Origin of the sequence: Micromonospora sp. DT227 (genome assembly GCF_049841835.1) — a bacterium.
In the GTDB taxonomy this organism is placed as follows: Bacteria; Actinomycetota; Actinomycetes; order Mycobacteriales; family Micromonosporaceae; genus Micromonospora.
In genome coordinates, this window is the sequence record NZ_JBNCLA010000005.1 from 57785 (window position 1) to 81526 (window position 23742).

General features: G+C 74.2%; 26 protein-coding genes and 1 riboswitch. Of the genes, 17 read left to right on the forward strand and 9 right to left on the reverse strand.

Features of this window, described 5'->3' with window-relative positions; translation table 11 throughout:
• Positions 1–122: 122 nt before the first annotated feature.
• Positions 123–908 carry an enoyl-CoA hydratase-related protein gene (locus ACLQ2W_RS18305; RefSeq protein WP_405090820.1) on the reverse strand — a complete coding sequence of 262 codons (786 nt, stop codon included), beginning with the start codon at positions 906–908 and terminating at the stop codon, positions 123–125.
• A 19-nt stretch (positions 909–927) separates the two neighbouring features.
• Here ACLQ2W_RS18305 and hemW point away from each other — a divergent pair, with 19 nt between their 5' ends.
• Positions 928–2151, forward strand: coding sequence for a radical SAM family heme chaperone HemW (gene hemW, locus ACLQ2W_RS18310; RefSeq protein ID WP_425787484.1), 1224 nt, complete (start codon positions 928–930; stop codon positions 2149–2151).
• A 42-nt stretch (positions 2152–2193) separates the two neighbouring features.
• Here hemW and ACLQ2W_RS18315 read toward each other — a convergent pair whose 3' ends face one another.
• Positions 2194–2871, reverse strand: coding sequence for a DUF4870 domain-containing protein (locus tag ACLQ2W_RS18315; RefSeq protein ID WP_425787485.1), 678 nt, complete (start codon positions 2869–2871; stop codon positions 2194–2196).
• A gap of 208 nt (positions 2872–3079) precedes the next feature.
• Here ACLQ2W_RS18315 and hrcA point away from each other — a divergent pair, with 208 nt between their 5' ends.
• The 3 genes from hrcA (at position 3080) to ACLQ2W_RS18330 (ending at position 6055) form a co-directional block, all read left to right on the forward strand.
• Complete coding sequence (gene hrcA, locus ACLQ2W_RS18320; RefSeq protein WP_107155704.1) at positions 3080–4105, forward strand: heat-inducible transcriptional repressor HrcA; 1026 nt, start codon at positions 3080–3082, stop codon at positions 4103–4105.
• A gap of 71 nt (positions 4106–4176) precedes the next feature.
• A complete protein-coding gene (gene dnaJ / locus ACLQ2W_RS18325; protein WP_405094307.1) occupies positions 4177–5319 on the forward strand; it encodes a molecular chaperone DnaJ in 1143 nt (380 codons plus the stop codon).
• A gap of 1 nt (position 5320) precedes the next feature.
• Positions 5321–6055, forward strand: a complete 735-nt coding sequence (locus tag ACLQ2W_RS18330; RefSeq protein ID WP_425787486.1) for a 16S rRNA (uracil(1498)-N(3))-methyltransferase — start codon at positions 5321–5323, stop codon at positions 6053–6055.
• A gap of 143 nt (positions 6056–6198) precedes the next feature.
• Here ACLQ2W_RS18330 and ACLQ2W_RS18335 read toward each other — a convergent pair whose 3' ends face one another.
• A complete protein-coding gene (locus tag ACLQ2W_RS18335) occupies positions 6199–6960 on the reverse strand; it encodes an SDR family NAD(P)-dependent oxidoreductase (RefSeq protein WP_425787487.1) in 762 nt (253 codons plus the stop codon).
• Between the two features lie 37 nt (positions 6961–6997).
• On the opposite strand from ACLQ2W_RS18335, the gene ACLQ2W_RS18340 reads away from it, so the two are divergent.
• The 8 genes from ACLQ2W_RS18340 to ACLQ2W_RS18375 all read left to right on the forward strand — a co-directional run bounded on the left by ACLQ2W_RS18340 (position 6998) and on the right by ACLQ2W_RS18375 (position 14412).
• Complete coding sequence (locus tag ACLQ2W_RS18340) at positions 6998–7342, forward strand: histidine triad nucleotide-binding protein (protein ID WP_405090815.1); 345 nt, start codon at positions 6998–7000, stop codon at positions 7340–7342.
• A gap of 3 nt (positions 7343–7345) precedes the next feature.
• Positions 7346–8722 carry a serine hydrolase domain-containing protein gene (locus ACLQ2W_RS18345; protein ID WP_425787488.1) on the forward strand — a complete coding sequence of 459 codons (1377 nt, stop codon included), beginning with the start codon at positions 7346–7348 and terminating at the stop codon, positions 8720–8722.
• 133 nt (positions 8723–8855) lie between these two features.
• Positions 8856–9914 carry a PhoH family protein gene (locus ACLQ2W_RS18350; RefSeq protein WP_425787489.1) on the forward strand — a complete coding sequence of 353 codons (1059 nt, stop codon included), beginning with the start codon at positions 8856–8858 and terminating at the stop codon, positions 9912–9914.
• A 17-nt stretch (positions 9915–9931) separates the two neighbouring features.
• Complete coding sequence (gene ybeY / locus ACLQ2W_RS18355) at positions 9932–10405, forward strand: rRNA maturation RNase YbeY (RefSeq protein ID WP_405090813.1); 474 nt, start codon at positions 9932–9934, stop codon at positions 10403–10405.
• The gene (locus ACLQ2W_RS18360) at positions 10381–11787 is read left to right on the forward strand and encodes a hemolysin family protein (protein ID WP_199199575.1); all 1407 of its coding nucleotides are present in this window, start codon (positions 10381–10383) and stop codon (positions 11785–11787) included. The genes ybeY and ACLQ2W_RS18360 overlap by 25 nt, the downstream gene beginning before the upstream one ends.
• Positions 11780–12166: a cytidine deaminase gene (locus ACLQ2W_RS18365; protein ID WP_281937199.1), complete on the forward strand. Its 387-nt coding sequence runs from the start codon at positions 11780–11782 to the stop codon at positions 12164–12166. The genes ACLQ2W_RS18360 and ACLQ2W_RS18365 overlap by 8 nt, the downstream gene beginning before the upstream one ends.
• Positions 12163–13059 (forward strand): GTPase Era, encoded by an 897-nt coding sequence (gene era, locus ACLQ2W_RS18370; RefSeq protein ID WP_425787490.1) that lies wholly within the window; start codon positions 12163–12165, stop codon positions 13057–13059. Before ACLQ2W_RS18365 ends, era begins: the two co-directional genes overlap by 4 nt.
• A gap of 120 nt (positions 13060–13179) precedes the next feature.
• Complete coding sequence (locus ACLQ2W_RS18375) at positions 13180–14412, forward strand: acyltransferase family protein (protein WP_425787491.1); 1233 nt, start codon at positions 13180–13182, stop codon at positions 14410–14412.
• Between the two features lie 41 nt (positions 14413–14453).
• Here ACLQ2W_RS18375 and ACLQ2W_RS18380 read toward each other — a convergent pair whose 3' ends face one another.
• On the reverse strand, positions 14454–15299 hold the full coding sequence (locus ACLQ2W_RS18380) for a DUF4097 family beta strand repeat-containing protein (protein WP_425787492.1): 846 nt from the start codon (positions 15297–15299) through the stop codon (positions 14454–14456).
• Positions 15300–15401: 102 nt separating this feature from the next.
• On the opposite strand from ACLQ2W_RS18380, the gene recO reads away from it, so the two are divergent.
• The 4 genes from recO (at position 15402) to ACLQ2W_RS18400 (ending at position 17653) form a co-directional block, all read left to right on the forward strand.
• Positions 15402–16277 (forward strand): DNA repair protein RecO, encoded by an 876-nt coding sequence (gene recO / locus ACLQ2W_RS18385; RefSeq protein WP_107155715.1) that lies wholly within the window; start codon positions 15402–15404, stop codon positions 16275–16277.
• Positions 16278–16309: 32 nt separating this feature from the next.
• Complete coding sequence (locus ACLQ2W_RS18390; protein WP_281938541.1) at positions 16310–17086, forward strand: isoprenyl transferase; 777 nt, start codon at positions 16310–16312, stop codon at positions 17084–17086.
• Between the two features lie 67 nt (positions 17087–17153).
• The gene (locus tag ACLQ2W_RS18395) at positions 17154–17339 is read left to right on the forward strand and encodes a hypothetical protein (RefSeq protein WP_107155717.1); all 186 of its coding nucleotides are present in this window, start codon (positions 17154–17156) and stop codon (positions 17337–17339) included.
• A gap of 113 nt (positions 17340–17452) precedes the next feature.
• A complete protein-coding gene (locus ACLQ2W_RS18400; protein WP_425787493.1) occupies positions 17453–17653 on the forward strand; it encodes a thioredoxin reductase in 201 nt (66 codons plus the stop codon).
• A gap of 78 nt (positions 17654–17731) precedes the next feature.
• Here ACLQ2W_RS18400 and gndA read toward each other — a convergent pair whose 3' ends face one another.
• Both gndA and ACLQ2W_RS18410 read right to left on the reverse strand, forming a co-directional pair.
• On the reverse strand, positions 17732–19174 hold the full coding sequence (gndA, locus tag ACLQ2W_RS18405) for an NADP-dependent phosphogluconate dehydrogenase (protein WP_405090808.1): 1443 nt from the start codon (positions 19172–19174) through the stop codon (positions 17732–17734).
• Between the two features lie 128 nt (positions 19175–19302).
• Entirely contained in the window at positions 19303–19599 is a 297-nt protein-coding gene (locus ACLQ2W_RS18410) for an MTH1187 family thiamine-binding protein (protein ID WP_425787494.1), read from the reverse strand.
• Between the two features lie 275 nt (positions 19600–19874).
• Between ACLQ2W_RS18410 and ACLQ2W_RS18415 the strand changes: the two genes are divergently transcribed.
• A complete protein-coding gene (locus ACLQ2W_RS18415) occupies positions 19875–20213 on the forward strand; it encodes a hypothetical protein (protein ID WP_425787495.1) in 339 nt (112 codons plus the stop codon).
• A 259-nt stretch (positions 20214–20472) separates the two neighbouring features.
• Here the strand turns inward: ACLQ2W_RS18415 and ACLQ2W_RS18420 are convergent, their stop codons facing one another.
• The 3 genes from ACLQ2W_RS18420 to ACLQ2W_RS18430 form a co-directional block, all read right to left on the reverse strand.
• Positions 20473–21273: an energy-coupling factor transporter transmembrane component T family protein gene (locus ACLQ2W_RS18420; protein WP_107155722.1), complete on the reverse strand. Its 801-nt coding sequence runs from the start codon at positions 21271–21273 to the stop codon at positions 20473–20475.
• The gene (locus ACLQ2W_RS18425; RefSeq protein WP_425787496.1) at positions 21270–22832 is read right to left on the reverse strand and encodes an ABC transporter ATP-binding protein; all 1563 of its coding nucleotides are present in this window, start codon (positions 22830–22832) and stop codon (positions 21270–21272) included. Before ACLQ2W_RS18425 ends, ACLQ2W_RS18420 begins: the two co-directional genes overlap by 4 nt.
• A gap of 95 nt (positions 22833–22927) precedes the next feature.
• Positions 22928–23518 carry an ECF transporter S component gene (locus ACLQ2W_RS18430; RefSeq protein ID WP_405090806.1) on the reverse strand — a complete coding sequence of 197 codons (591 nt, stop codon included), beginning with the start codon at positions 23516–23518 and terminating at the stop codon, positions 22928–22930.
• 72 nt (positions 23519–23590) lie between these two features.
• A riboswitch (TPP riboswitch) is annotated at positions 23591–23697 on the reverse strand.
• Positions 23698–23742: the final 45 nt, after the last annotated feature.

A 23742-nucleotide genomic window follows, 5' to 3' on the forward strand; every position in this document is an offset into this window, starting at 1 on the left:
GCCCGTCCCACTTTCCGGCTCGGCCGACCGGCCTGCTCGCCGCCGCGTCACCGCCCCGTGACGGGTCGCTGTTAGGCGGGGGCCCCGCCTATACCGGAGGCGTTAACCGGGGGCCCCGCCTTCTATTCGCCGGCGGGCACCCACGCCGCCGGACGCTTCTCGCGGAACGCGAGCACCCCCTCCCGCCCCTCGTCGGAGAGGAAGTACCCGGTGGAGAGCGTCGCCAACGCGGCGATCTCCGCCCGCAGGTCGGCGGCGGCCGGCCGGCGCAGCAGCTCCTTCGCCCCGGCGAGGGCCTTCGGCGCGCCCTTCACCAGCGCCGCGCGGTAGCGCTCCACGGCGGCGTCCAGCCCGTCCGCCGGCACGGCGGCGGTGACCAGGCCGATCTCGGCGGCCCGCCGGCCGTCGAACGTCTCCCCGGTCAGGTACAGCTCGGCGGCGGCCCGCGGGCTCAGCCGGGGCAGCACGGTCGCCGAGATCACCGCCGGGATCACGCCGATCCGCACCTCGGTGAACGCGAACGTCGCCTCCTCGGCGCAGACCACCAGGTCGGCGGCGGCGATCAGGCCCAGCCCGCCGGCCCGGGCCGGCCCGGCCACCTTCGCCAGCACCGGCTTCGGGCACTCCCGCACGGCGACCAGCACGTCGCCGAGCATGCCGGCCGGCACGGTCCCGCTGGCGTACGCGGCGGCGGTCTCCTTCAGGTCGGCGCCGGAGCAGAAGACCGGGCCGGTGTGGTCCAGCACGATCGCCCGGACCGTGTCGTCGGCGACCGCCGCGGCCAGCCCGGCCAGCAGCTCGGTCATCAGCGGCGTGGAGAGCGCGTTGCGGTTGTGCGGGCTGTCCAGGGTGAGGGTGGTCACCCCACGGGCCGTGGCGACCCGTACGAGAGCGTCCGGAGAGGTCATGCCGGGCACACTAGTGGCCATGCCCGGCGTCCTTCCAGAAGGCGAACCCGTCCCTCGCGACGGGTCGCTGCCCGCCACCGCCCGCCGCGCCGTCGGCGCCCGCGGCTTCGGCGTGTACGTGCACGTCCCGTTCTGCGCCAGCCGGTGCGGTTACTGCGACTTCAACACGTACACCGCCGCGGAGCTGGGCGGCGGGGTGAGCCGGGAGACGTACGCCGACAGCGTGCTGGCCGAGCTGGCGCTCGCCGGCCGGGTGCTCGGCGACGCCCCGCCGCCCCGGGTGGACACCGTCTTCGTCGGCGGCGGCACACCCACCCTGCTGCCCGCCGACGACCTGGCCCGGATCCTGGACGCCATCGACCGCACCTGGGGGCTGGCCGCCGACGCCGAGGTGACCACCGAGGCCAACCCCGAGTCGGTCACCCCGGAGTCGCTGAAGACGCTGCGGGCGGCCGGCTACACCCGGATCTCGCTGGGCATGCAGTCCGCCGCGCCGGGCGTGCTCGCCGTGCTCGACCGGCGGCACAGCGCGGGCCGGGCCACCGCCGCCGCCGCCGAGGCCCGCGACGCCGGGTTCGACCACGTCAACCTGGACCTGATCTACGGTACGCCGGGGGAGACCGCGGACGACTTCGCCGCCTCGCTGGCCCAGGTGGTCGACGCCGGCGTGGACCACGTCAGCGCGTACGCCCTGATCGTGGAGGACGGCACCCGGCTGGCCGCGCGGATGCGCCGGGGCGAGCTGCCGTACCCCTCCGACGACGTGGCGGCGGACCGCTACCTGGCCGCGGAGGCGGCCCTGCACGCGGCCGGTTTCTCCTGGTACGAGGTGTCCAACTGGGCCCGCTCCGAGGCGGCCCGGTGCCGGCACAACCTGCTCTACTGGACCGGCGCCGACTGGTGGGGCCTGGGCCCGGGGGCGCACAGCCACGTCGGCGGCGTGCGCTGGTGGAACGTCAAGCACCCGGCCGGGTACGCGGAGCGGCTGGCCGACGGCGCCTCGCCGGCGCTGGCCCGGGAACGGCTCACCGCTGACGAACAGCACATGGAGGACGTGATGCTGCGGTTGCGGCTGGCGTCCGGGCTGCCGCTGGACGTGCTGGACGAAGCCGGCCGGGCCGGTGCCGAGCGGGCCCGGACCGGCGGGCTGCTGGACGCCGACGCGTACGCGGACGGTCGTGCCGTGCTCACGCTACGCGGGCGCCTGCTGGCCGACGGCGTGGTCCGCGACCTGCTGCCCTGACCGGTCCGGCCGGCCCCGCCGCGCGGGACCGGCCGGCGGCTGTCACTTGATCAGGCTGGCCGACATCGGGTAGCGGTAGAGCTGCCCCTCGTTGGCCTTCACGCCGGCCAGGATGCCGAAGATGATGCCGACGATCATGGCGCCGAAGCCGACCACCAGGCCGATCAGGATGCAGGTGAGGATCCAGCCGACCAGCGCGATGATCGACCAGATGAGCTGGAAGTTCAGCGCGGCGACCGCGTGCGCCCGTACGGTCGGGGACTGGTTGCCCCGGGCCAGCAGCGCCACCAGCGGCGCGACCCAGCCCAGCACGCCGCCGCCGATCAGCATCCCGGCCGCGCCGCCGAAGTGCGCGACCAGGGCCCAGGTCTTGTCGTCGTTGTTGGCGTAGCCGGCCGGCGGGCCGTAGGAGCCGCCGGCGGGGTAGCCGCCGCCCGGCGCGCCGTAGCCCGGGGCGCCACCGCCGGGCGCGCCGTAGCCCGGCGTGTCACCACCGGGTGGGGGATAGCCGCCCGGCGGGGGATAGCCACCCGGCGGAGGCTGGCCGCCCGGGGGCGGATAACCGCCGGGCGGGGGATAGCCGCCCCCGCCCGGTGCCCCGGACAGTGGTGCGGTGGGGGGCTCGTCGGCAGGCGAGGAGCCGTACGGCGCCGACGGCGGGAACGGGTCGGGCTGGGGGCCGGGGTCCCCCGCTCCGGGAGGGCGAGGAGGTTCAGTCATGGACGTCACGGTAGGTCCCGGGGGCAAGCGGCACCAGGGCTGTTCGGCCCGACGCGCCGCCCGGACCCGACGGACCGCACCCGGGGTGCGGCGCTGATCATCGCGCCGGCGGGGGTGCCGACGTAGACTGGCACTCGCTACAGTCGAGTGCCAGTCGCCCGGCGGATGCCGCGCGTCGCCCGGCCGAGGTGCGTCAGGAGGTGGGGAGATGGGTCTCGACGACCGCAAGCTCGCCGTGCTGCGCGCCATCGTCGAGGACTACGTGGCCACGCAGGAGCCGGTGGGCAGCAAGGCCCTGGTCGAGCGGCACCAGCTCGGCGTCTCACCGGCGACCGTGCGCAACGACATGGCGGTGCTGGAGGAGGAGGGCTACATCCGGCAGCCGCACACCAGCGCCGGCCGGGTGCCCACCGACCGTGGCTACCGCCTCTTCGTCGACCGGCTCTCCCGGGTCAAGCCGCTCAGCCCGGCCGAGCGTCGGGCGATCGAGCGCTTCCTGGTCGGCGCCGTCGACCTCGACGACGTGGTGCACCGCACGGTCCGGCTGCTGGCCCAGCTCACCCGGCAGGTGGCCGTGGTGCAGTACCCGAGCCTGGCCCGGTCCAAGGTGCGCCACCTGGAGCTGGTGCCGATCTCCACCACCCGGCTGATGGTCGTCATGATCGCCGACACCGGGCGGGTCGAGCAGCGGCTGGTCGAGCTGCCCGCCCCGGTCCCCGCCGAACACGTGACCGACCTGCGCCGGCTGGTCAACGAGAAACTGGTCGGCAGCCAGCTCGCCGAGACGCCCCCGCTGGTGCAGGCGCTGGTCGAGGAGTCCGCGCCGCACCTGCGCCCGGCCATGACCACGCTCTCCACCGTGCTGCTGGAGACGCTCGTCGAGCGGCACGAGGAACGGATCGCGTTGGCCGGCACCGCCAACCTCACCCGGGGCGGCCTGCTCGACTTCCAGGGCTCGCTGCGCCCCATCCTCGAGGCGCTCGAAGAGGAGGTCGTGCTGCTCAAGCTGATCGGCGAGACCGAGCCGAGCAACACCACCCGGGTGCTCATCGGCGACGAGAACGAGATCGACAATCTCCGGGCCGCGTCGGTGGTCAGCACCGGTTACGGCCCGGGTGCCACGATCGTCGGTGGGCTCGGCGTGCTCGGGCCCACCCGGATGGACTACCCCGGCAATATCGCCATGGTGAGGGCCGTGGCACGCTACGTGGGCGAACTGCTGGCCCAGAACTGACCAGTCAGGGCCGACGGCCGGGAACGGCCGGCGACCGGCGACGCGAGACGAACATGAGGACACCGAACGCAGTGGCCAGGGACTACTACGGCATTCTCGGCGTGAGCCGGGACGCCTCCGACGATGACATCAAGCGTGCCTACCGGAAGTTGGCGCGGCAGTACCACCCGGACGTCAATCCGGACCCGGAGGCACAGGAGAAGTTCAAGGACATCAACGCCGCGTACGAGGTCCTCTCGGACGACCGGAAACGGCAGATCGTCGACCTGGGCGGCGACCCGCTCGCCCCGGGCGGCGGGGGCGCGGGCGCGGGTGGCCCGGGCGGCGCCGGCCCGTTCGTCGGCTTCCAGGACATCATGGACGCGTTCTTCGGCGGCGCGGCGGGCGGCAGCCGGGGTCCCCGGCCGCGTACCCGGCCGGGCGCGGACGCGATCCTGCGGCTGGAGCTGGACCTCAACGAGACCGCGTTCGGCGTCGAGGCGCCGATCACTGTCGACACCGCGGTGCTCTGCACCACCTGCTCCGGCGCCGGCACCGCCGCCGGCACCCACCTGGCCACCTGCGAGGCGTGCGGTGGCCGCGGTGAGGTGCAGTCGGTGCAGCGGACGTTCCTCGGCCAGGTGGTCTCCGCCCGGCCGTGCACCGTCTGTCAGGGCTACGGCACCACGATCCCGCACCCCTGCCCGACCTGCGCCGGTGACGGGCGGGTGCGGACCCGCCGCTCGCTGACCGTCAAGATCCCGGCCGGCGTCGAGGACGGCATGCGGATCCGGCTGGCCCAGCAGGGCGAGGTCGGCCCGGGTGGCGGCACCGCCGGCGACCTCTACGTCGAGATCCACGAGCGGACCCACGACGTCTACTCCCGCAAGGGCGACGACCTGCACTGCCGGGTCACGGTGCCGATGACCGCCGCCGCGCTCGGCACCCGGCTGACCATCAAGACGCTGGACAGCGAGGAGACCGTCGACGTGAAGGCCGGCACCCAGCCGGGCAGCACGCTGCGGCTGCGTGCCCGCGGCGTGCCGCACCTGCGCGGCACCGGCCGGGGTGACCTCTACGTCCACCTGGACGTGCGGACCCCGACCAAGCTCGACGCCGACCAGGAGCGGATGCTGCGCGACTTCGCCAAGACCCGCGGCGAGGAGGTCGCCGAGCTGACCAAGCAGGGCGGCTTCTTCTCCCGGATGCGCGACGCCTTCAACGGGCACCCCTGACGTGTCGGCGCCGCTGTTCCTGGTCGAGGCGCTGCCCACCGGCGACACGGTGACGCTGGACGGCCCGGAGGGCCACCACGCGGCCACCGTGCAGCGGCTGCGCGTCGGCGAGGAGCTGCTGCTCGCCGACGGCCGGGGCGGCACCGCCGCCGCCGTCGTCACCGCCGTCGGCCGGGGCACGCTCGACGCGCGGATCACCTCCCGGGGGTACGCCGACGCGTGCGTCCCCCGGCTGGTGGTGGTGCAGGGGATCGCCAAGGGCGAGCGGGGTGAGCTGGCCGTGCAGGCGATGACCGAGGTCGGGGTGGACGAGATCGTGCCCTGGGCGGCGTCCCGCTCGGTCGCCCAGTGGCGCGGCGACCGGGGCGTCCGGGCCCGGGAGAAGTGGGTGGCCACCGCCCGGGAGGCCGCCAAGCAGGCCCGCCGCCCGTGGCTGCCGGTGGTGGCCGGCGCCCCGGACGAGTCCACCGCCACGGTGGCCCGCCGGATCGGCGGCGCCGACGCCGCCTTCGTGCTGCACGAGGAGGCCGACGAGCGGCTGACCACCGTCGCGCTGCCGTCGACCGGCGAGATCGTCCTGGTGGTCGGCCCCGAGGGCGGCATCGCCGAGCCGGAGCTGGCCGCGTTCCGCGAGGCCGGTGCCCGCCCGGTCCGCCTGGGCCCCTCCGTCCTGCGCACCTCCACCGCCGGCGTGGCCGCCCTGGCCGTCCTCTCCACCCGCCTCCCCCGCTGGTAACCCCCCACTCTCCCCCCACCCCACCCCCACCCCACCCCTCTTGCCGCGCAGTTTCACGGAAAGAGGGGCTGTTCGCGGCGGGACAGGCACTCTTTCCGTGAAACTGCGCCCCGGTGAGGGTGGGGGGTGGGGGGTGGGGGGCGTCAGGTGCGGAGGTAGGAGGCGCCGTTCAGGTCGACGATGGTGCCGGACGCCCACTCCGCCTCCGGGCTGGCCAACCAGTGGACGGCGGCGGCGATCTCCTCGGGGCGGGCCACCCGGTGGAACGGGGACTGCGCCCGCACGGCCTCGCCGCGCTCGCTCTTGAGGTGCTCGTTGGTCATGTCGGTCTCGACGAAGCCCGGGGCCACGCAGGCCACCCCGATGCCGTACGGCGCCAGCGCCACCGCGAGCGACTGGGCCATCGCGTTCATCCCCGCCTTGCTGGCCCCGTACGCCGGATTGGCCGGTTCGCCCCGGAACGCGCCCCGGGAGGAGACGTTCACGATCCGACCGCCCCGCTCCCGCATGTGCTGGGCGGCGCACCAGGCGGCGTTGGCGGCGCCGACCAGGTTGGTGTCCAGCACCTCGCGCCAGCGCGCCCGCCACTGCTCGTAGCTGGTGTCGAAGACCGGGTGCGGCGGATCGGCCGGCCCGAACACGCCGGCGTTGTTGACCAGCACGTCGAGACCGCGGAGCAGCCGGGCCGCCTCGTCCACCATGGCCCGTACGGCATCCGGGTCCGCCAGGTCGGCGCGGACCACCACGTGGCCGTCGCCGGGCAGTTCGGCGCGCAACGCCTCGGCCAGCCCGGCCGAGTCCCGGTGGTGGACCGCCACCCGGTCGCCGCCGGCCGCGAACGCCCGCGCCACCGCCCGTCCGATCCCCCGCGAGGCCCCCGTCACCAGCACCGCCCGTCCCGCCATGTCGGCCATCCTGCCGTACGTTCCCTACACTGCTGCGATGGACTGTCTGTTCTGCCGGATCGTCGCCGGGGAGATCCCCGCCACCATCGTCCGCGAGACCGCCACCACCCTCGCCTTCCGGGACATCGACCCGAAGGCCCCCACCCACGTGCTGGTGATCCCCAAGGAGCACTACGCGGACGTGGCCACCCTCGCCCAGGGCGACCCCACGTTGGCCGGTGAGCTGCTCCACACCGCCGCCCTGGTGGCCGAGGAGGAGGGCCTGACCGTGGACGGGTTCCGCCTCATGTTCAACACCGGCCCGTACGGCGGCCAGGAGGTCTTCCACGTGCACGCCCACCTGCTGGGTGGCGCGCCACTCGGCCCGATGCTCTGCCGCTGAGGCATGACCTCGATCTCCGACCGGCTCGACCGGATGGCCCGGCAGGCCCAGGCGAACGGGCGGGTCCCGGCGCTGTCGGCGGCGCTGCACCGGGCCGACCGGCCGCTCTGGGCCTGCGCGGTCGGCGGCACCGGCAACGACACCGCGCTCGATCCGGAGAGCGTCTTCCGGATCGGCTCGGTCACCAAGACGTTCACCGCGGTGCTGGTCATGCAGTGCCGCGACGACGGGCTGCTCGACCTGGACGACCCGATCGGGCGGCACCTGGACCTGCCCGCGTACGGCGAGCTGACCGTCCGTCGGCTGCTGTCGCACACCGCCGGCCTGCAACGCGAGCCGTACGGCGACGTGTGGGACACGCTGCGTGCCCCGGCCGTCGACGAACTGCTGGCCGACCTGGCCCGGGTCGAGCGGGTGCTGCCCACCGGCCGTCGCTTCCACTACTCCAACCTCGGCCTGGCGCTGCTGGGCGAGGCGGTCGCCCGGCGGCGCGGCGGCACCTGGGCCGAGGTGCTCGCCGAGCGGGTGCTCGCCCCGCTGGGGCTGACCGCCACCGGCGTCACGCCGGGGGAGCGGGCCGTCACCGGTTTCCTGGTGGACGCGTACTCCGACGAGGCGCACCCGGAGCCGCCCGTCGACTTCGGCGCGGTGGCGCCGGCCGCCCAGCTCTGGAGCACCGCGCCGGACATGGCCCGCTGGGCGGCGTTCCTGGCCGACCCGGCCGCGCTGGACCCGGCCGGCGCGGTGCTCGCCCCGACCACCGTCGAGGAGATGCGCTGGCCGCTCACCACCACGGACGAGTCGCTCTGGACGGCCGGCTTCGGGCTCGGGGTGATCCTGGTGCCCCGACCGGGCCGGGTGACCCACGTCGGGCACGACGGCGCGATGCCGGGCTTCCTGGCCGCCGTCTACGGTCGTCGTGGTGGCGAGGGCACGGCCGGGGCGATGGGCTGCGCGGTGCTCGGCTCGTCCGGCACCGGCGTCGAGGTGCTCGACCTGACGCACGAGCTGCTCGCCGCCGCCGCCGAGCACGACCCGGCGGAGATCGAGCCGTGGCGTCCCGGCCCACCCGCCCCGGAACACCTGCGCGGCATGCTGGGCCGCTGGTGGGGCGAGGGGTTCGAGTCCGTCTTCTCCTGGCACGACGGCGCGCTGCGGGCCCGGGGCGCGGACGACCCGGCCGGCAAGCCGCCGTCGGTGTTCGCGCCGCAGCCGGACCGGCCGGACGTGTTCCGCACGGTCTCCGGCCGGGAGGCGGGTGAGCTGCTCCGGCTCACCCGGGACGAGCGGGGCGCGGTGGTCCGGATGCACTGGGCGACCTACCGTTTCACCCGGCGGCAGGAGGCGTTCGACGGGTACGACTTCCGCGCCGGCGGCTGACCGCCGGGCACCGGAAATGGGCGCGGTGCGTACGGTGCCGACCCGATACGATGGAGGCCACCGTACGCCGCGCCAGCAGGGCCCGGCGCCGAGATCGGAGAGCAGGTGGCGCAGGGCCCGACGGGCCCGACCTATGACCGGCACCCCACCTCCCGACCCGCCCCGGGTGCAGACCAGGATCACGGTCGGAGACCAGAAGATCATGGTGAACCTGCTCGGCGCGGGCGACGAGATCCTGCGTCTCGTCGAACGCTCGGTCAGCAGCGACGTCCACGTGCGCGGCAACGAGATCACCATCACCGGTGCGCCCGCCGACAACGCCCTCGCCGAGCGTCTCTTCAGTGAGCTCCTCGAACTGATCGAGAAAGGCGAGACCCTGACCACAGACGCCGTCCGGCGTACCGTCGGCATGCTCGAGCAGGGCGGCGCCGAGCGGCCCGCCGAGGTCCTGACGCTCAACATCCTCTCCCGGCGCGGTCGCACCATCCGTCCCAAGACGCTCGGGCAGAAGCGCTACGTCGACGCGATCGACGCGCACACCATCGTCTTCGGCATCGGCCCGGCCGGCACCGGCAAGACCTACCTGGCCATGGCGAAGGCGGTTCAGGCGCTCCAGGCCAAGCAGGTCGACCGGATCATCCTGACCCGGCCGGCGGTCGAGGCCGGCGAGCGGCTGGGCTTCCTGCCGGGCACGCTGAACGAGAAGATCGACCCCTACCTGCGCCCGCTCTACGACGCGCTGCACGACATGCTCGACCCGGAGTCCATCCCGAAGCTGATGGCCGCCGGCACGATCGAGGTCGCGCCGCTGGCATACATGAGGGGCAGGACGCTGAACAGCGCGTTCATCATCCTCGACGAGGCGCAGAACACCACGCCCGAGCAGATGAAGATGTTCCTCACCCGACTCGGCTTCAATTCCAAGATCGTGGTCACCGGCGACATCACCCAGGTGGACCTTCCCGGCGGGACGAGCAGCGGCCTGCGGGTGGTCCGGGAGATCCTGAACAACGTCGAGGACGTGCACTTCGCCCAGCTCTCCAGCTCCGACGTGGTCCGCCACAAGCTGGTCGGTGAGATCGTCGACGCGTACGCCCGCTGGGACGCCGAGCGGGAGAACCAGCAGGCGCAGAGCGTGCACGCCGTGCCGGGGCGGACCGCCCAGGGCGGCCGGGCCGGTCGGCGCCGCTAACCACCAGAGGAAGACAGTTGTCCATCGAGATCGCCAACGAGTCCGGTGTCGTCGTCGACACCGACGCTGTGCTCGCCGTCGCCCGGCACGCCCTCGACGAGATGGGGGTCAACCCGCTCGCCGAGCTGTCCGTGCTGCTTGTCGACATCGAATACATGTCGGAGCTGAACCACCGCTGGATGGGTGGTGACGGCCCGACCGACGTGCTCGCGTTCCCGATGGACGAGGGGAGCGTCGACCACGGCCCGGGCGAGAGCAGCCCGGCCGGCGGCGAGCCGGCCCTGCTCGGCGACATCGTGCTCTGCCCGGAGGTGGCCGCCAAGCAGGCGGCCACCGCCGGGCACTCCGCCGCCGACGAGCTGCACCTGCTCACCGTGCACGGCGTGCTGCACCTGCTCGGCTACGACCACGCCGAGCCCGAGGAGGAGCGGGAGATGTTCGGTCTCCAGGCCCGGCTGCTGGCCAGCTGGCGGTCGACCCGGTCCCGGTGATGGTCACTCTCGCGGCGGCGGCCCCGGCCGGCCTGCCCGATCTTCAGCTCCTGTTCTTCGGGGCCGGGCTGGTGGTGCTCGCCGGCCTGATCGCGATGACCGAGGCGGCGCTGGCGGCGGTCTCCCCGGCGCGCGCCGCCGAGCTGGCCCGCGACGGCGCGCGCGGCGCGCGTGCCCTCCAGGCGGTCGCCGGCGACGTGGTCCGCCACCTCAACCTGCTGCTCCTGCTCCGCCTGCTGGCCGAGTTGACCGCCACCACGCTCGTCGCGCTGGTGGCGGTGGACACGTTCGGCGCCGGCTGGCGGGCGGCCCTGGTCACCGCCGGGGCGATGACGGTGGTCAGCTTCGTGGTGGTCGGTGTCGCGCCGCGCACGCTGGGCCGGCAGCACGCCTACGCGGTCGGCCGGGCGGTCGCGCCGTTGGTGCGCTGGTTGGGGCGGGCGCTCAACCCGCTGGCGTCGCTGCTGATCCTGATCGGCAACGCGGTGACCCCGGGCAAGGGCTTCCGCGAGGGGCCGTTCGCCACCCAGGTGGAGCTGCGTGAGCTGGTCGACCTGGCCGAGCAGCGCGGCGTGGTGGAGCACGGCGAGCGTCAGATGATCCACTCGGTCTTCGCGCTCGGCGACACGATCGCCCGTGAGGTGATGGTGCCGCGTACCGAGATGGTGTGGATAGAGGAGCGTAAGACGCTCGCGCAGGCGTTGGCGCTCTTCCTGCGGTCCGGGTTCTCCCGCATCCCGGTGATCGGCGAGAACGTCGACGACGTGCTCGGCGTGCTCTACCTCAAGGATCTGATCCGGCGGACCCAGGGCGACCGGGGAGCGCGGCAGATGCCGGTGGCCGAGCTGATGCGACCGGCGACGTTCGTGCCGGAGTCCAAGCCGGTGGACGACCTGCTCTCCGAGATGCAGGCGGCCCGGAACCACCTGGTCATCGTGGTCGACGAGTACGGCGGCACCGGCGGGCTGGTCACCATCGAGGACATCCTGGAGGAGATCGTCGGTGAGATCACCGACGAGTACGATGTCGAGCGCCCACCGGTGGAGCATCTGCCGGACGGGGCCGTGCGGGTGACCGCCCGGCTGCCGGTGGAGAATCTGGGCGAGCTGTTCGACACCGACCTGCCCACCGACGAGGTGGAGACGGTCGGTGGGCTGCTCGCCCAGGCGCTCGGCCGGGTGCCCATCCCGGGCGCCGAGGCCGAGGTGGCCGGCCTGCGGCTGATCGCCGAGGGCACCACCGGCCGACGCAACCGGATCGACACCGTGCTGGTGAGCCGGTCCGAGCCGGGTTCCGCGCCGGACGGCGCGGGGCGGCCCGATCCGACCGAGTCCCGTGGCAACCACAACCGTTCCGAGGAGAGGCAACCCGCCGATGCCTGAGTCACCCGCCGTGCCGGCCGCCCGGCCCACCCCCGCCGATCCGGCCGAGCTGAGCGCCGAGGACGGCAAGCTGGTCGTGCTGGCCCGGGGCGCCCGGGGCCGGGTGGGGGCCGTGGAGGGCGCGGCGGTCCGCGACCAGGACGGCCGGACGTACGCGGCGGCCAGCGTGGCGCTGCCGTCGCTGACCCTGACCGCGCTCCAGTTGGCGGTCGCCTCGGCGGTGGCCGCGGGCGCGAGCCGGCTGGAGGCCGCGGTGGTGGTGACCGAGGCGTCGACGCTGGACGGCGCCGGGCACGCCGCGGTGCGTGACCTCTCCGCCGACGCGCCGATCCACGTGGCCGCGCCGGACGGCTCGGTACTCGGCACGGTGGTCGAGTGACGGCCCCCGTGGACCGCCCGTACCGGGCCGGTTTCGCCTGTTTCGTCGGCCGGCCGAACGCCGGCAAGTCGACGCTGACCAACGCGATCGTCGGCACCAAGATCGCCATCACGTCGAGCAAGCCGCAGACCACGCGGCACGTCATCCGGGCGGTGCTGCACCGGCCGGAGTCGCAGCTCGTGCTGGTCGACACGCCCGGCCTGCACCGTCCCCGCACGCTGCTCGGCGAGCGCCTCAACGACCTGGTCCGGGAGACCTGGAGCGAGGTCGACGTGATCGGGCTCTGCGTGCCGGCGAACGAGCCGGTCGGCCGGGGCGACCGGTTCATCACCGGCGAGCTGGCCAGCCTCAAGGCGACCGTGCTGGCCGTGGTCACCAAGACCGACCTGGTGGACAAGAAGCGCCTGGCCGAGCAACTGCTCGCGGTGAGCGAGCTGGGCGAGTTCGCGGCCGTGGTGCCGGTGAGCGCGGTCTCCGGCCACCAGGTCGGCACGCTCGTCGACGTGATGACCGGCTACCTGCCGGAGTCGCCCCAGCTCTACCCGGACGACATGCTCACCGAGGACCCGGAGCAGGTGCTCGTCGCCGAGCTGGTCCGGGAGGCGGCGCTGGAGGGGGTCCGGGACGAGCTGCCGCACTCCATCGCCGTGGTGGTGGAGGAGATGATCCCGGAGGGCAACCTCACGAAGATCTACGCGGATCTCTACGTGGAGCGGTCCAGCCAGAAGGCGATCGTGATCGGTCACCGGGGCAGCCGGCTCAAGCACGTCGGCACCACCGCGCGCCGGCAGATCGAGGAGCTGCTGGGCACCCGGGTCTACCTGGACCTGCACGTGCGGGTGGCGAAGGACTGGCAGCGCGACCCGAAGCAGTTGCGCAAGCTCGGCTTCTGAGGGCCGGATCAGTCAGTCTTATGGGGCATCTCACGTTCTGTGGGCGTTCTTACACGTTTCACAGGCTCCGGGAGCAGGGTAGGGACTTCTGTCCCTGTCCCCGGACCCCGCTGCGAGCTGATGCGAAACCGCTACCTCGACCTGCTCCGCTTCCTGGCCATCCTGCGCGTCGTCACCTACCACGTCACCGGCTACGCCACGCTCACGCTGGTGTTCCCGGCGATGGCGGTGATGTTCGCCCTGGCCGGGTCGTTGATGGCCGCGTCCCTGGGCCGCAGCGGCGTGTCCGCCGTGGGGCGTCGGCTGCGTCGGCTGCTGCCCTCGCTCTGGGTGCTCGCCGCGGTCTTCGTGCCGGCGATGCTGCTCACCGGGCTGACGTTCGAGCCGAAGGTGCTGCTCTGGCTCTTCCCGATCGCTGACCCGCCGGCCAACTACTGGGGTGGGCTGGCGCTCAGCCCGATCTGGTACCTGCGGGACTACCTCTGGTTCGTGCTCGCCTCGCCGGTGGCGCTGTGGCTGTTCCGCCGCGCGCCGCTGCCCACGCTGGTCGCCCCGTACGCGCTGCTCGCCGCCATCGAGTTCGGCATCCTGCTGAACCCGCCGACGGTGCTGCGCGAGTTCGGCCTCTACTTCGGCGCGTGGCTGCTCGGCTTCGCCCACCACGACGGCCTGCTGCGCCGGATGCGCAACCGGGTGCTGCTGCCGGTCGCCGGTGTGCTCGGCGCGGCCGGTCTGGCGTGGATCGTCACCCATCCCGGGCCGCGCGGCTACGACATCAACGACATCCCGCTGGGCAACGCGCTCTGGGCGACCGCGTTCATCCTGGTGGCGATCGGCCGGGCGCCCACCGGCGCGGCGTGGGTCGACAGGTTCCCGGTGTTCGGCCGGGCGGTGACCGTGGTGAACCGGCGGGCGCTCACCGTCTACCTCTGGCACATGCCGTTCGTGGTGGCGCTCACCCCGCTGGTCGGCCTGGTCGGCTGGTCGCCGCGGGACCCGGTCGGCCTGTGGCTGCGGGTGGGGCTGGTCTTCGTGCTCGTCGGCGTGGTGACGTTGCTGGTCGGCTGGGTCGAGGACGTGGCGGCCCGGCGTACCCCGGAACTGGTGCCCGGCCGGCCACGGCGGACCGTGCCGGCGGGGGCGGCGGACGCCCCGGCCAGCCCGGCCCCGGCCGGCGCGGCCGGCCGGCTGGTCGGCGCCGGGGCCCGGGTGCCGGCGCCCCGCCGTGCCCCCGGGCCGACGACCGGCCGATCCGACGGGCCGCCCGCCGACGCCGACGCGCCCCGGGACCGGGCCGCCGGGTCGTCCGCGGGCCGCGCCGCCGGACCGTCCAGCGTCCGCGCCGCCGACTGAGCGGCGGCCGGCTCAGGGGGGCCGGCTCAGCGGCGGCCGGTTCAGCGGCTGCTGACGGTGACGTTGCCGCTGGTGGCTGTCACGTCGAGCAGCAGGGACGCACCGGGGTCGTTCGACACCCGCACGTCGGTGTCGCCGGACTTCGCGTCGGCCCGCACCCGGTACCGGCCGGCCGGCACGGCGAGGTCGATGTCCCCGCTGGTGGTGTGCAGTCGGACCGGGGCCGGCTGGTCCAGCTCGACGGTCAGGTTGCCCGGGGCCGCCTCCGCGTCGACCGCGGAGGCGAGCCGGCGGGCCTCGATGTCGCCGGAGCCGGTCCGAAGCCGGACCGGACCGGCCACCTCGGTCAGCCGGATGTTGCCCGACGCGGTGGAGGCGCGGACCTCGCCGCTGGCGCCGCTGACGGTCAGGTCGCCGGAGCTGAGCGTGAACTCCACCGCCCCGACCTCGTTGAGGTCGACGTTGCCCGAGCCGGTGCCGCCCCGGACCGCCACGCCGGGCGGCGCGGTCACCTCCCAGGAGATGCTGCACCGCTGCCCGCAGTCGGTCGGCAGCACCAGCTCGTCGCCCCTGATCTCGTACCGGCTGTCCGGCTCGCCGCCCTGGTAGCGGACCACGCGCTTGATCTGCACCTGGTCGACCGGGCCGGTGGCGCGCACCACCACGTCCCCGGAGCCGTCGCCGTCGCCGTCCACGGTGATCCGGGTGATCTTCGCGCGTTCGGTCTGGTCGTAGTCGAGCCGGCGGAACGAGAGGGTGTCACACCCGGCGAGCACGATGAGCGCGGCGGCCGCGGTCGCCGCCACCACCGCGCGCGGGCGGGAAGCGGTGCCGCGCGGCCGGGAAGCGGTGCCGCGCGGCCGGAACGCCGTTCGGAGCGAAGCCATGGCCAGCACCCTAGGGTCGGCCGGGTGACCGCCACATCCGGGATCGCCCGCCGGTCCACCCCGAGCCGACCCTGAGATCGCACCCCGAGGGAGAATGGACCGATGGCCGGGTACCGCCGACAGCTCTACCGCGACGACGCGGTGGTGCTGCGCGTGCAGAAACTGGGCGAGTCCGACCGGATCATCACGCTGTTCACCCGCCGACACGGCCGGTTGCGCGCGGTGGCCCGGGGCGTCCGGCGCACCACCAGCAGGTTCGGTGCCCGGCTGGAGCCGTTCGGCCACGTCGACCTCCAACTCGCCGGCGACCCCAAGGGCAACCAGGGCAGCTCGCTGCACACCGTGAGCCAGGTCGAGGCGATCGAGCTGTACGGCAAGCGGTTCCTCGGCGACTACCCCCGCTACACGGCGGCCAGCGCGATCGCCGAGACCGCCGAACGGCTGACCCCGGTCGAGCGGGAGCCGTCGCTGCGGCTGTTCCAGCTCACCCTCGGCGCGATGAAGTCCCTGGCCCGCGGCGATCACGCCACCACGCTGGTGCTCGACGCGTACCTGCTGCGCGGCATGGCGTTCGCCGGCTGGGCGCCGGCGCTGGCCGCCTGCGCGGTCTGCGGCGAGCCGGGTCCGCACCGCGCGTTCTCGGTGCCGGCCGGCGGCGCCGTCTGCCCGGACTGCCGGCCGCCCGGCGCCGCCCATCCCGCGCCGGCCACGTTCGTGCTGATGTCCGCGCTGACCACCGGCGACTGGGCGTACGCCGACGCCGCCGAGAACGGCGTACGCCGGGAGTGCAGTGGGCTGGTCGCGGCGCACCTCCAGTGGCATCTGGAGCGCGCGCTACGCTCGCTGCCGCTGGTCGACCGGGGTGCCCCGGCGCCCGGCGCGGTCCCGCCGCCCGGCGGCGCGGGGCCGGGTGTGGTCCCGCCGCGCACCGGCGCCGGGCCCGCCGTCGCTGGTGTGAACAGGGAGATGACCGAGTGATCCGATCGACGAGGGCGCACCGCCGTGAGCCGGTGCCGCCGACCCCGCACCCGTCCGGTGCCCGGCCGCCGGCGTTGCCGCCCGCCGCGGTACCCCGGCACGTCGCCATCGTGATGGACGGCAACGGCCGCTGGGCCAAGGAGCGGGGGTTGCCCCGCACCAAGGGGCACGAGCAGGGCGAGCACAGCCTGTTCGACACCGTCGAGGGCGCGATCGAGATGGGCATCCCCTACCTGTCCGCGTACGCGTTCTCCACCGAGAACTGGCGTCGCTCGCCGGACGAGGTCCGCTTCCTGATGGGCTTCAACCGCGACGTCATCCGCCGCCGCCGGGACCAGCTCGTCGACCTGGGCGTCCGGGTGGTGTGGTCGGGCCGGGCCGGGCGGCTCTGGAAGAGCGTCATCTCCGAGTTGCAGACCGCCGAGGAGATGTCCCGGGACAACTCGACGCTGACGCTCCAGTTCTGCGTCAACTACGGCGGCCAGGCGGAGATCGCCGACGCCGCCGCCGCGATCGCCCGGGACGTCGCCGCCGGCAAGCTTCATCCGGACAAGGTCACCGAGAAGACGGTGGCGCGTTACCTCTACCACCCCGAGGTGCCCGAGGTGGACATGTTCCTGCGTCCCTCCGGCGAGCAGCGCATCTCGAACTTCCTGCTCTGGCAGACGGCGTACGCGGAGCTGGTCTACCTGGACACGCTCTGGCCCGACTTCGACCGCCGTCATCTCTGGTACGCCTGCGAGCTGTACGCCCAGCGGGACCGCCGCTTCGGCGGCGCGCTGCCCAACCCGGTGGCCCCGGGAGTCTGAGCTCACGCTTACCGACGCGACGCGCTGGGTACCGGTAGGGACAACAGCAAACGCGGAGGTGAACCACATGATTCAGAAGCGGATCGGGCAGTGGGCGGTCATGGCGGTCGCCGTGCCGCTGGCGGCGGCCGGCGCCCGCCGGCTCAGCCACACGCTGGAGGCCCGTCGCGGGCCGACCGGGGTGAGCCGCCTGCTGACCAAGGGCGCGGACCTGCTCCGGCCGCAGAAGGCCAAGCGGCGTCGGTTCTTCTGACCTGTCGGCCGGCGTCGGCCGGCCATCGGCGGAACGCCCCGCATCCGTGGGGCGTTCCGCTTTACCATCGGCGCAGGGCGCGCCGCCGGGACGCGCCGCCACGGGGGTGGAAGATGCGCGATCTCCGGTACGAGATGACGGCCGCCCTGGCCGCCGCCGACCTGGTGGAGCCGAGCCGCCGGGAGGCGGTCGCCGAGCTGTGCGCCGGCGTCGCCGAGCGGTGGTGCGTCGACCTCGGACACACCCCCACCGTCCGTTCCGGCGAGATCGGCGAGCTGGCCGCCGGTGAGCCGGCGGCGGACTGGGCCCGGTGACCCGGCGACGGCCCCGGCCCGACGCGTCCGATGACGCGCCGTGGACCCGGGCCGCCGGCCGGGTGAGCGTGGTGGGGCTCAGCCCTCCACTTCGGAGCGGTCGCCGGCCCAGCGGGTGTGGAACGCGCCGTCCCGGTCCACCCGGTGGTAGGTGTGCGCGCCGAAGTTGTCCCGCAGCCCCTGGATCAGCGCGGCCGGCAGCCGCTGCGCCCGCAGCGCGTCGAAGTAGGCCAGCGACGACGCGAAGGCCGGGGTCGGCACACCCGCCCGGGCCGCGTCGGCCACCACCCGCCGCCAGGCCGGGACACCGGCGCTGACCCGGTCGGCGAACCACGGCGCGACGAGCAGCGTCGCCAGCTCCGGCTCGCCGTCGTACGCCTCCCGGATGCGGTCCAGGAAGCGGGCCCGGATGATGCAGCCGCCCCGCCAGATGGTGGCCGTGCCGCCCAGGTCGATGTTCCAGTCGTACTCCCGGCTGCCGGCCCGGATGTGGTCGAAGCCCTGCGCGTACGCGACGATCTTGCTGGCCAGCAGCGCGCGGCGCACGTCCTCGACGAACGTGTCCCGGTCCTCCACCTGCCACTTCTCGCCGGCGTCGGCGAACACGCGACGGGCCGCCTCGCGCTGGTCCGCGTGGCCGGACAGCGAGCGGGCGAACGTGGCCTCGGCGATGCCGGTGATCGGGATGCCCAGGTCCAGCGCGCTCTGCACGGTCCAGCGGCCGGTGCCCTTCTGCTCGGCCTGGTCGAGCACCACGTCCACGAACGCGTGGCCGGTCGCCGCGTCGGTGTGCCCGAGCACGTCCGCGGTGATCTCGATCAGGAACGACTCCAGCTCGCCGCCGTTCCACTCCCGGAAGATGTCCGCGATCTCCGCCGGGCTCGCCGACAGGCCGGCCCGCAACAGGTCGTACGCCTCGGCGATGAGCTGCATGTCGGCGTACTCGATGCCGTTGTGCACCATCTTCACGAAGTGGCCGGCGCCGTCCGGGCCGACGTGCCGGCAGCAGGGCGCGCCCTCGACCTGCGCGGCGATCTTCTCGAAGATCGGCCCGAGCTTCTGGTAGGACTCCGCCGAGCCGCCCGGCATGATGCTCGGGCCGCGCAGCGCGCCCTCCTCGCCGCCGGAGACGCCGGTGCCGACGAAGTGCAGCCCGTGCGTGCGCAGCGCCTCCTCGCGGCGGCGGGTGTCGGCGAAGTGCGCGTTGCCGCAGTCGACGACGATGTCCCCCTCCTCCAGCAGCGGGATCAGCTCGTCGATCACGGCGTCGGTCGGCGCGCCGGCCTTCACCATCACGATCACCGCGCGTGGCCGCTCCAGCGAGGCGACGAAGTCGGCGAGCGACTCGGACGGCACGAACGTGCCCTCGTCACCGTGCTCGGCGACCAGGCTGCGGGTGCGTTCCGGCGACCGGTTGTGCACCGCCACGGCGAAGCCGTTGCGGGCCAGGTTCCGGGCCAGGTTGCGACCCATCACGGCCAGACCGGTGACCCCGATCTGCGCCGTCGCCTGCTCTGCCATGCGTACCGCCACCTCTCGTCCGCGCCGCTGACCGCGGCCGTCCTCGTTACCGTCCTGCGACCGTATCGCGGTCGTGGCGTGAGGGGATCACACCGCGACGGCGGGTGAGGAGGCGGTGGCGGCACGTCTCATCCCTCGGCGAGACGCGCCTCGATGTGCGCCACCTTCGCGGTCATCGCGTCGGTCACGCCGGGGCGCAGATCGGCCTTGAGCACCAGGCTGACCCGGGGCGCCTGGGCCGCGACGGTGTCGACGGCCCGCTTCACCACCGCCATCACCTCGTCCCACTCACCCTCGACGGTGGTGAACATGGCATCGGTCCGGTTCGGCAGGCCGGACTCGCGGACCACCCGGACGGCGTCGGCGACCGGGTCGCCCACGGACTCACCCACGCCGAGCGGGGTGATGGAGAACGCGACAAGCATGCCGACGATGGTGTCAGTAATTCGGGTGCGGGTGTCGGTGGCGTCGGGTTAGCGTGTCGGCATGCGCAACTGACGCCCTTCCTCCGAGCCGGTCCGCCGCCGCAGATGCCGCGGACCCGTCCTGCTCCGGGCGTCCGCATCCCGTCCCGCCGCCGTCGTGCGCGGTGTCTGTCGCGGTCGGATCGCACCGGATCGCACCCGCTCGGCGCGTCCCCCGTAGGGCGCGCCCCCGGCGCGACCGTGGTCGGCGCGCCCGACAGACAGGAGGCCCGCGGATGCCCGCGAAGCGCAACCCGAAGAAGTCCCGCAAGCCGTCGCCGTCCCCGCTGGGGTTGACGCCGACGGATCTCGACGCGCTCAGCGTGTCCCCGCCGACCCCGGTGACCCTGTCCGTTTCGACGCCCGGTTCGGCGTTGGCCGGTCCGGTGTCGGCTGGTTCAGCGCCGGTCGAGCCGGAGCCGGCTGGTTCGCCGACGGTTGGTTCGACGACGGCTGGTTCGACGTCGGCTCGCTCGGCACCGAAGGCCGGCCCGTCCGCCGCCCGCGACGCCCGGTTGGCCGGCCGTAGCCAGCGAGCCGGCCAGAACCGGTTCTACGCCTTCCGGCGCAGCTGATCCTCACCCGTCCCCGATCTCTGCGTGCCCCGTCACGGGGTGCGCGGAGATCGCAATAGATCTTGGAAGCTCCCGGCCCCGCCAAGGGCCGTTTCCTTCCAAGATCGCCCCGCGGCGCGTCGATCATGAGGTTGGCAGCGACAAAACGGACAGGGAGTGCCGTCAACTTCATGATCGCCGGGCCGGGCCGGGCCGGGCCGAGCCGGGCCGGGCCGGGCCGAGCCGGGCCGAGCCGGGAGGGGGCGGGGGAGGGAGGGGGTCAGCCGATCAGGGGGCGGAAGGTGCCCAGGAGGATGCTCGTGGTCAGGGCGGCACCGGCCAGCAGGGCGGCGGCGAGCACGAGCAGGGCGTCCGCGCGGGTGAAGCGCTGTCGGCGGGCGACCGTACGCGGGGTCCCCGCGTCGAAGCCCCGGGCGTCCATCGCCACGGCCAGCCGGGTGCCGCGCCGGATCGCGCCGACCAGCAGCGTGAACGCGGTGGACGCGAAGAGCCGCAGCTTGGCCACCGGGTTGCGGCCGGCGTCCACGCCCCGGGCCCGGCGGGCCATGCTGATCATCCGCCACTCCTGTTCGAGGAGCGGCACCAGCCGGAACGCGGCCAGCGCGCCGATGGCGAACCGGGCCGGCGCCTTCGCGTTCTGGATCAGCGCGTCGGCCAGTTCGGTCGGGTCCGTGGTGGCGAACACGATGATGCCGGGCAGCGCTACCGCGAGCATGCGCAGCACCAGCCCGAGCGCGGTGACCAGGACGCCCTGGGTGACCAGCACCGGCCCGGCCTCGACCAGCACCGGACCGGACCGGTCGGCGGCGAAGAGCACCAGCGTGACCAGGATGCCGACGGCGGCGGCCAGCAGCGGCCACGCCCGGCGGGCCAGCACCCGGTAGCGGACCCCGAACAGCGGCAGCACGGCCAGCTCGACCGCGATGGCGATGGCCGGCGCGACCGGGTCCAGCGTCGCCACCAGCACGATGGTGAACACCATCGCGGCGGCCAGCTTCGCCACCGGGTTGCGCCGGGCCAGCGGGGCGCCCGGCGTCGCCACCGGCTCCAGGTCGATCACGTCGCACCCGCCCCTCGGTCGGGTGGTGACGGGTGCCGCGCCGAACCGGGATGGCCCGGCGGTGACGGGTGCCGCGCCAAACCGGAACGGCCCGGCGGTGACGGGTGCCGCGCCGAACCGGGAGGGCCCGGCTCGTCAGACCCGGCCGGGCGGTTCAGGGTGAGCGTCCGGTCGGCCAGCGCGGCGACGAAGTCCGCGTCGTGGGTCACCGTGACCACGCCGTGGCCGGCGTCGCGCAGCTCGGCGAGCAGGTCGACCAGTTCCCGCCAGGTGCGCCGGTCCTGGCCGAACGTGGGCTCGTCACAGATCAGCAGGCGGGGCGCGGTGGCCAGGGCGGTCGCCACGCTCAGCCGCCGCGCCTCGCCACCGGAGAGGGTGTACGGGTTGGCGCCGGCCAGCCGGTCCAGCCGCAGCCGGTGCAGCAGCGCGTCCACGGTGGTGGTGACCGCCGCCTCGGACTGCCCGGTCCGGCGCGGGCCGAGCGCCAGCTCGTCGCGGACCGTACCGGTGACGAACTGGTGCTCCGGGTCCTGGAAGACCGACCCGATCCGGCGGGCCAGCGCCGGCGCCCGCCAGCGGTGCGGGGGAGTACGCGCGTCCCGCCCGGCCAGTTCCGTGGCCGCGGTGACCGTGCCGGTGCCGGGGCGCAGCAGGCCGCCGAGGAGCAGCGCCAGCGTGGACTTGCCGGCGCCGTTCGGGCCGAGGACGGCGAGCGCCTCGCCGGCGCGTACCCGGAGGTCGGTGGGGGCCAACCGGGGCGGCAGGCCGAGCCGGTCGGCGGTGAGCAGCACGTCGCCGGCCGGCGCGGTGGCGGGTCGCGGCGGCACGGTGTGCCCGGGCACCCAGACCCCGGCGGCGGCCAGCGCCTCGCCGTGCGCGGCGAAGACCTCGTCGGGCGGCCCGTCGGCGCGCACGCCGCCACCCGGTTCCAGCACCACCACCCGGTCGACGAGCGGCAGCGCCTCGGCGACCCGGTGCTCCACCAGGATGAGCGTGGTGTCCGGGTCGAGCGCGTCCGCGACCGCCCGGCGGATCAGCGTGGCGCCGGCCGGGTCGAGGTTGGCGGTCGGCTCGTCGAGCAGCAGCAGCCCCGGCCGCAGCGCGAGCGCCCCGGCGAGGGCCAGCCGCTGTTGCTCGCCGCCGCTGAGCGCGGCGGTCGGCCGGTCCCGGTGGTAGGGGAAGCCGACCCGGCACAGCGCCTCGTCGACCCGGGGCCAGATCTCCTCGGCCGGCACGCCGCGGTTCTCCAGCCCGAACGCGACGTCGTCGCCGGAGCGGGCCATCACGAGCTGGGTCTCCGGGTCCTGGAACACCACGCCGACGCGTTCGCGCGCCTTGCGCGGGTCCAGCCCGTCGATCTCGACGGTGCCCTCCTGCTCGCCGGAGTCCTCCGGCAGCAGCCCGGCCAGCGCCGCCAGCAGCGTGCTCTTCCCGGCACCGGAGGCCCCGAGCAGCAGCACCCGCTCCCCGCTCTCGACCCGCAGGTCAACCCCGCGCACCGCCCAGCGTCTCCGTCCCCCGTGCCGCCACCCGAACCCCCGCAGAACCACCCCGCTCACCGCGCCACCCCCTCCCCAGCCTCGTTGATCAAGGAGTTCGCGTCAGGGAAAGCGCCCGCCGCCGACGCGAACTCCTTGATCAACGGCGGGACCCCTCAGACCAGGGCTCGGTCGCGGCCGGCGGGGAAGCGGTCCAGGACGCCGGTGTTGGCCAGCGCGCGGGTGAGCACCCACGCGCCGAAGCCGGCGACGATCGTGGCGCTGACGATCGTGATGAGCGCGTACGGGATGCGGTAGGAGGTCAGCTCGTACGCCTTGTTCCAGTAGACGAAGTCGAAGATCGCCGCGCCCAGGCCGGTCAGCGCGCCGGCCAGCACCGCCACCGGCAGCTTGAACGAGCGGTAGCGGAACGCGGCGAACGCCAACTCCGCGCCGATGCCCTGCATCAGGCCCTGGAGGATCACGATGCCCGCCCACTGGCTGCCCAGCAGCGCGGAGACGATCGCGGCCACCGTCTCGCAGTAGAGCGCGGCGCCCGGCTTGCGGATGATCAGGCCGGCGAGCACCGCCGGGATCAGCCACACGCCGTAGAGCACCGCCTGCGCCGGCGGAAAGAACGCGAACGCCGCGTCGGTGGCGCTCCAGAGCAGGCCCCAGGCCCAGAAGACGACGCCGAAGGCGACGGCGATGACCGAGGCGACGACGATGTCGACGGTACGCCAGCGGTTGCTGTCGGTGTGGTTCATGGTGGCTCCCAGTTCGTGGTGAGGAACCAGGAGAAGACGCACGCCGCGCCCGGAATGCCGGACGTCGACGCGGCTGGAGGTCGACCGAACTCCCTGCGCTGGCATTACCCAGATCAGGTTCGAGGGTCTGCGGGCACCGGCCCGCACTCTCAGCGCTGTGCGCTCCCCTGTCGGATGTGAAGTTGTCTCGTCGCAGACGCTAGCACCGACGTCGGGGCCGGGCC

Bases quoted from the DNA above. Each gene is read 5' to 3' on its own strand.
- ACLQ2W_RS18350 (WP_425787489.1), top strand. From the start codon at position 8,856: ATGACCGGCACCCCACCTCCCGACCCGCCCCGGGTGCAGACCAGGATC.
- ACLQ2W_RS18365 (WP_281937199.1), top strand. From the start codon at position 11,780: ATGCCTGAGTCACCCGCCGTGCCGGCCGCCCGGCCCACCCCCGCCGAT.
- ACLQ2W_RS18375 (WP_425787491.1), top strand. From the start codon at position 13,180: ATGCGAAACCGCTACCTCGACCTGCTCCGCTTCCTGGCCATCCTGCGC.
- recO (WP_107155715.1), top strand. From the start codon at position 15,402: ATGGCCGGGTACCGCCGACAGCTCTACCGCGACGACGCGGTGGTGCTG.
- ACLQ2W_RS18345 (WP_425787488.1), top strand. From the start codon at position 7,346: ATGACCTCGATCTCCGACCGGCTCGACCGGATGGCCCGGCAGGCCCAG.
- ACLQ2W_RS18305 (WP_405090820.1), bottom strand. From the start codon at position 908: ATGACCTCTCCGGACGCTCTCGTACGGGTCGCCACGGCCCGTGGGGTG.
- ACLQ2W_RS18380 (WP_425787492.1), bottom strand. From the start codon at position 15,299: ATGGCTTCGCTCCGAACGGCGTTCCGGCCGCGCGGCACCGCTTCCCGG.
- ACLQ2W_RS18395 (WP_107155717.1), top strand. From the start codon at position 17,154: ATGATTCAGAAGCGGATCGGGCAGTGGGCGGTCATGGCGGTCGCCGTG.
- gndA (WP_405090808.1), bottom strand. From the start codon at position 19,174: ATGGCAGAGCAGGCGACGGCGCAGATCGGGGTCACCGGTCTGGCCGTG.
- hemW (WP_425787484.1), top strand. From the start codon at position 928: ATGCCCGGCGTCCTTCCAGAAGGCGAACCCGTCCCTCGCGACGGGTCG.
- ACLQ2W_RS18335 (WP_425787487.1), bottom strand. From the start codon at position 6,960: ATGGCGGGACGGGCGGTGCTGGTGACGGGGGCCTCGCGGGGGATCGGA.
- ACLQ2W_RS18340 (WP_405090815.1), top strand. From the start codon at position 6,998: ATGGACTGTCTGTTCTGCCGGATCGTCGCCGGGGAGATCCCCGCCACC.
- hrcA (WP_107155704.1), top strand. From the start codon at position 3,080: ATGGGTCTCGACGACCGCAAGCTCGCCGTGCTGCGCGCCATCGTCGAG.
- ACLQ2W_RS18400 (WP_425787493.1), top strand. From the start codon at position 17,453: ATGCGCGATCTCCGGTACGAGATGACGGCCGCCCTGGCCGCCGCCGAC.
- ACLQ2W_RS18430 (WP_405090806.1), bottom strand. From the start codon at position 23,518: ATGAACCACACCGACAGCAACCGCTGGCGTACCGTCGACATCGTCGTC.
- ACLQ2W_RS18315 (WP_425787485.1), bottom strand. From the start codon at position 2,871: ATGACTGAACCTCCTCGCCCTCCCGGAGCGGGGGACCCCGGCCCCCAG.
- ACLQ2W_RS18410 (WP_425787494.1), bottom strand. From the start codon at position 19,599: ATGCTTGTCGCGTTCTCCATCACCCCGCTCGGCGTGGGTGAGTCCGTG.
- ACLQ2W_RS18415 (WP_425787495.1), top strand. From the start codon at position 19,875: ATGCCCGCGAAGCGCAACCCGAAGAAGTCCCGCAAGCCGTCGCCGTCC.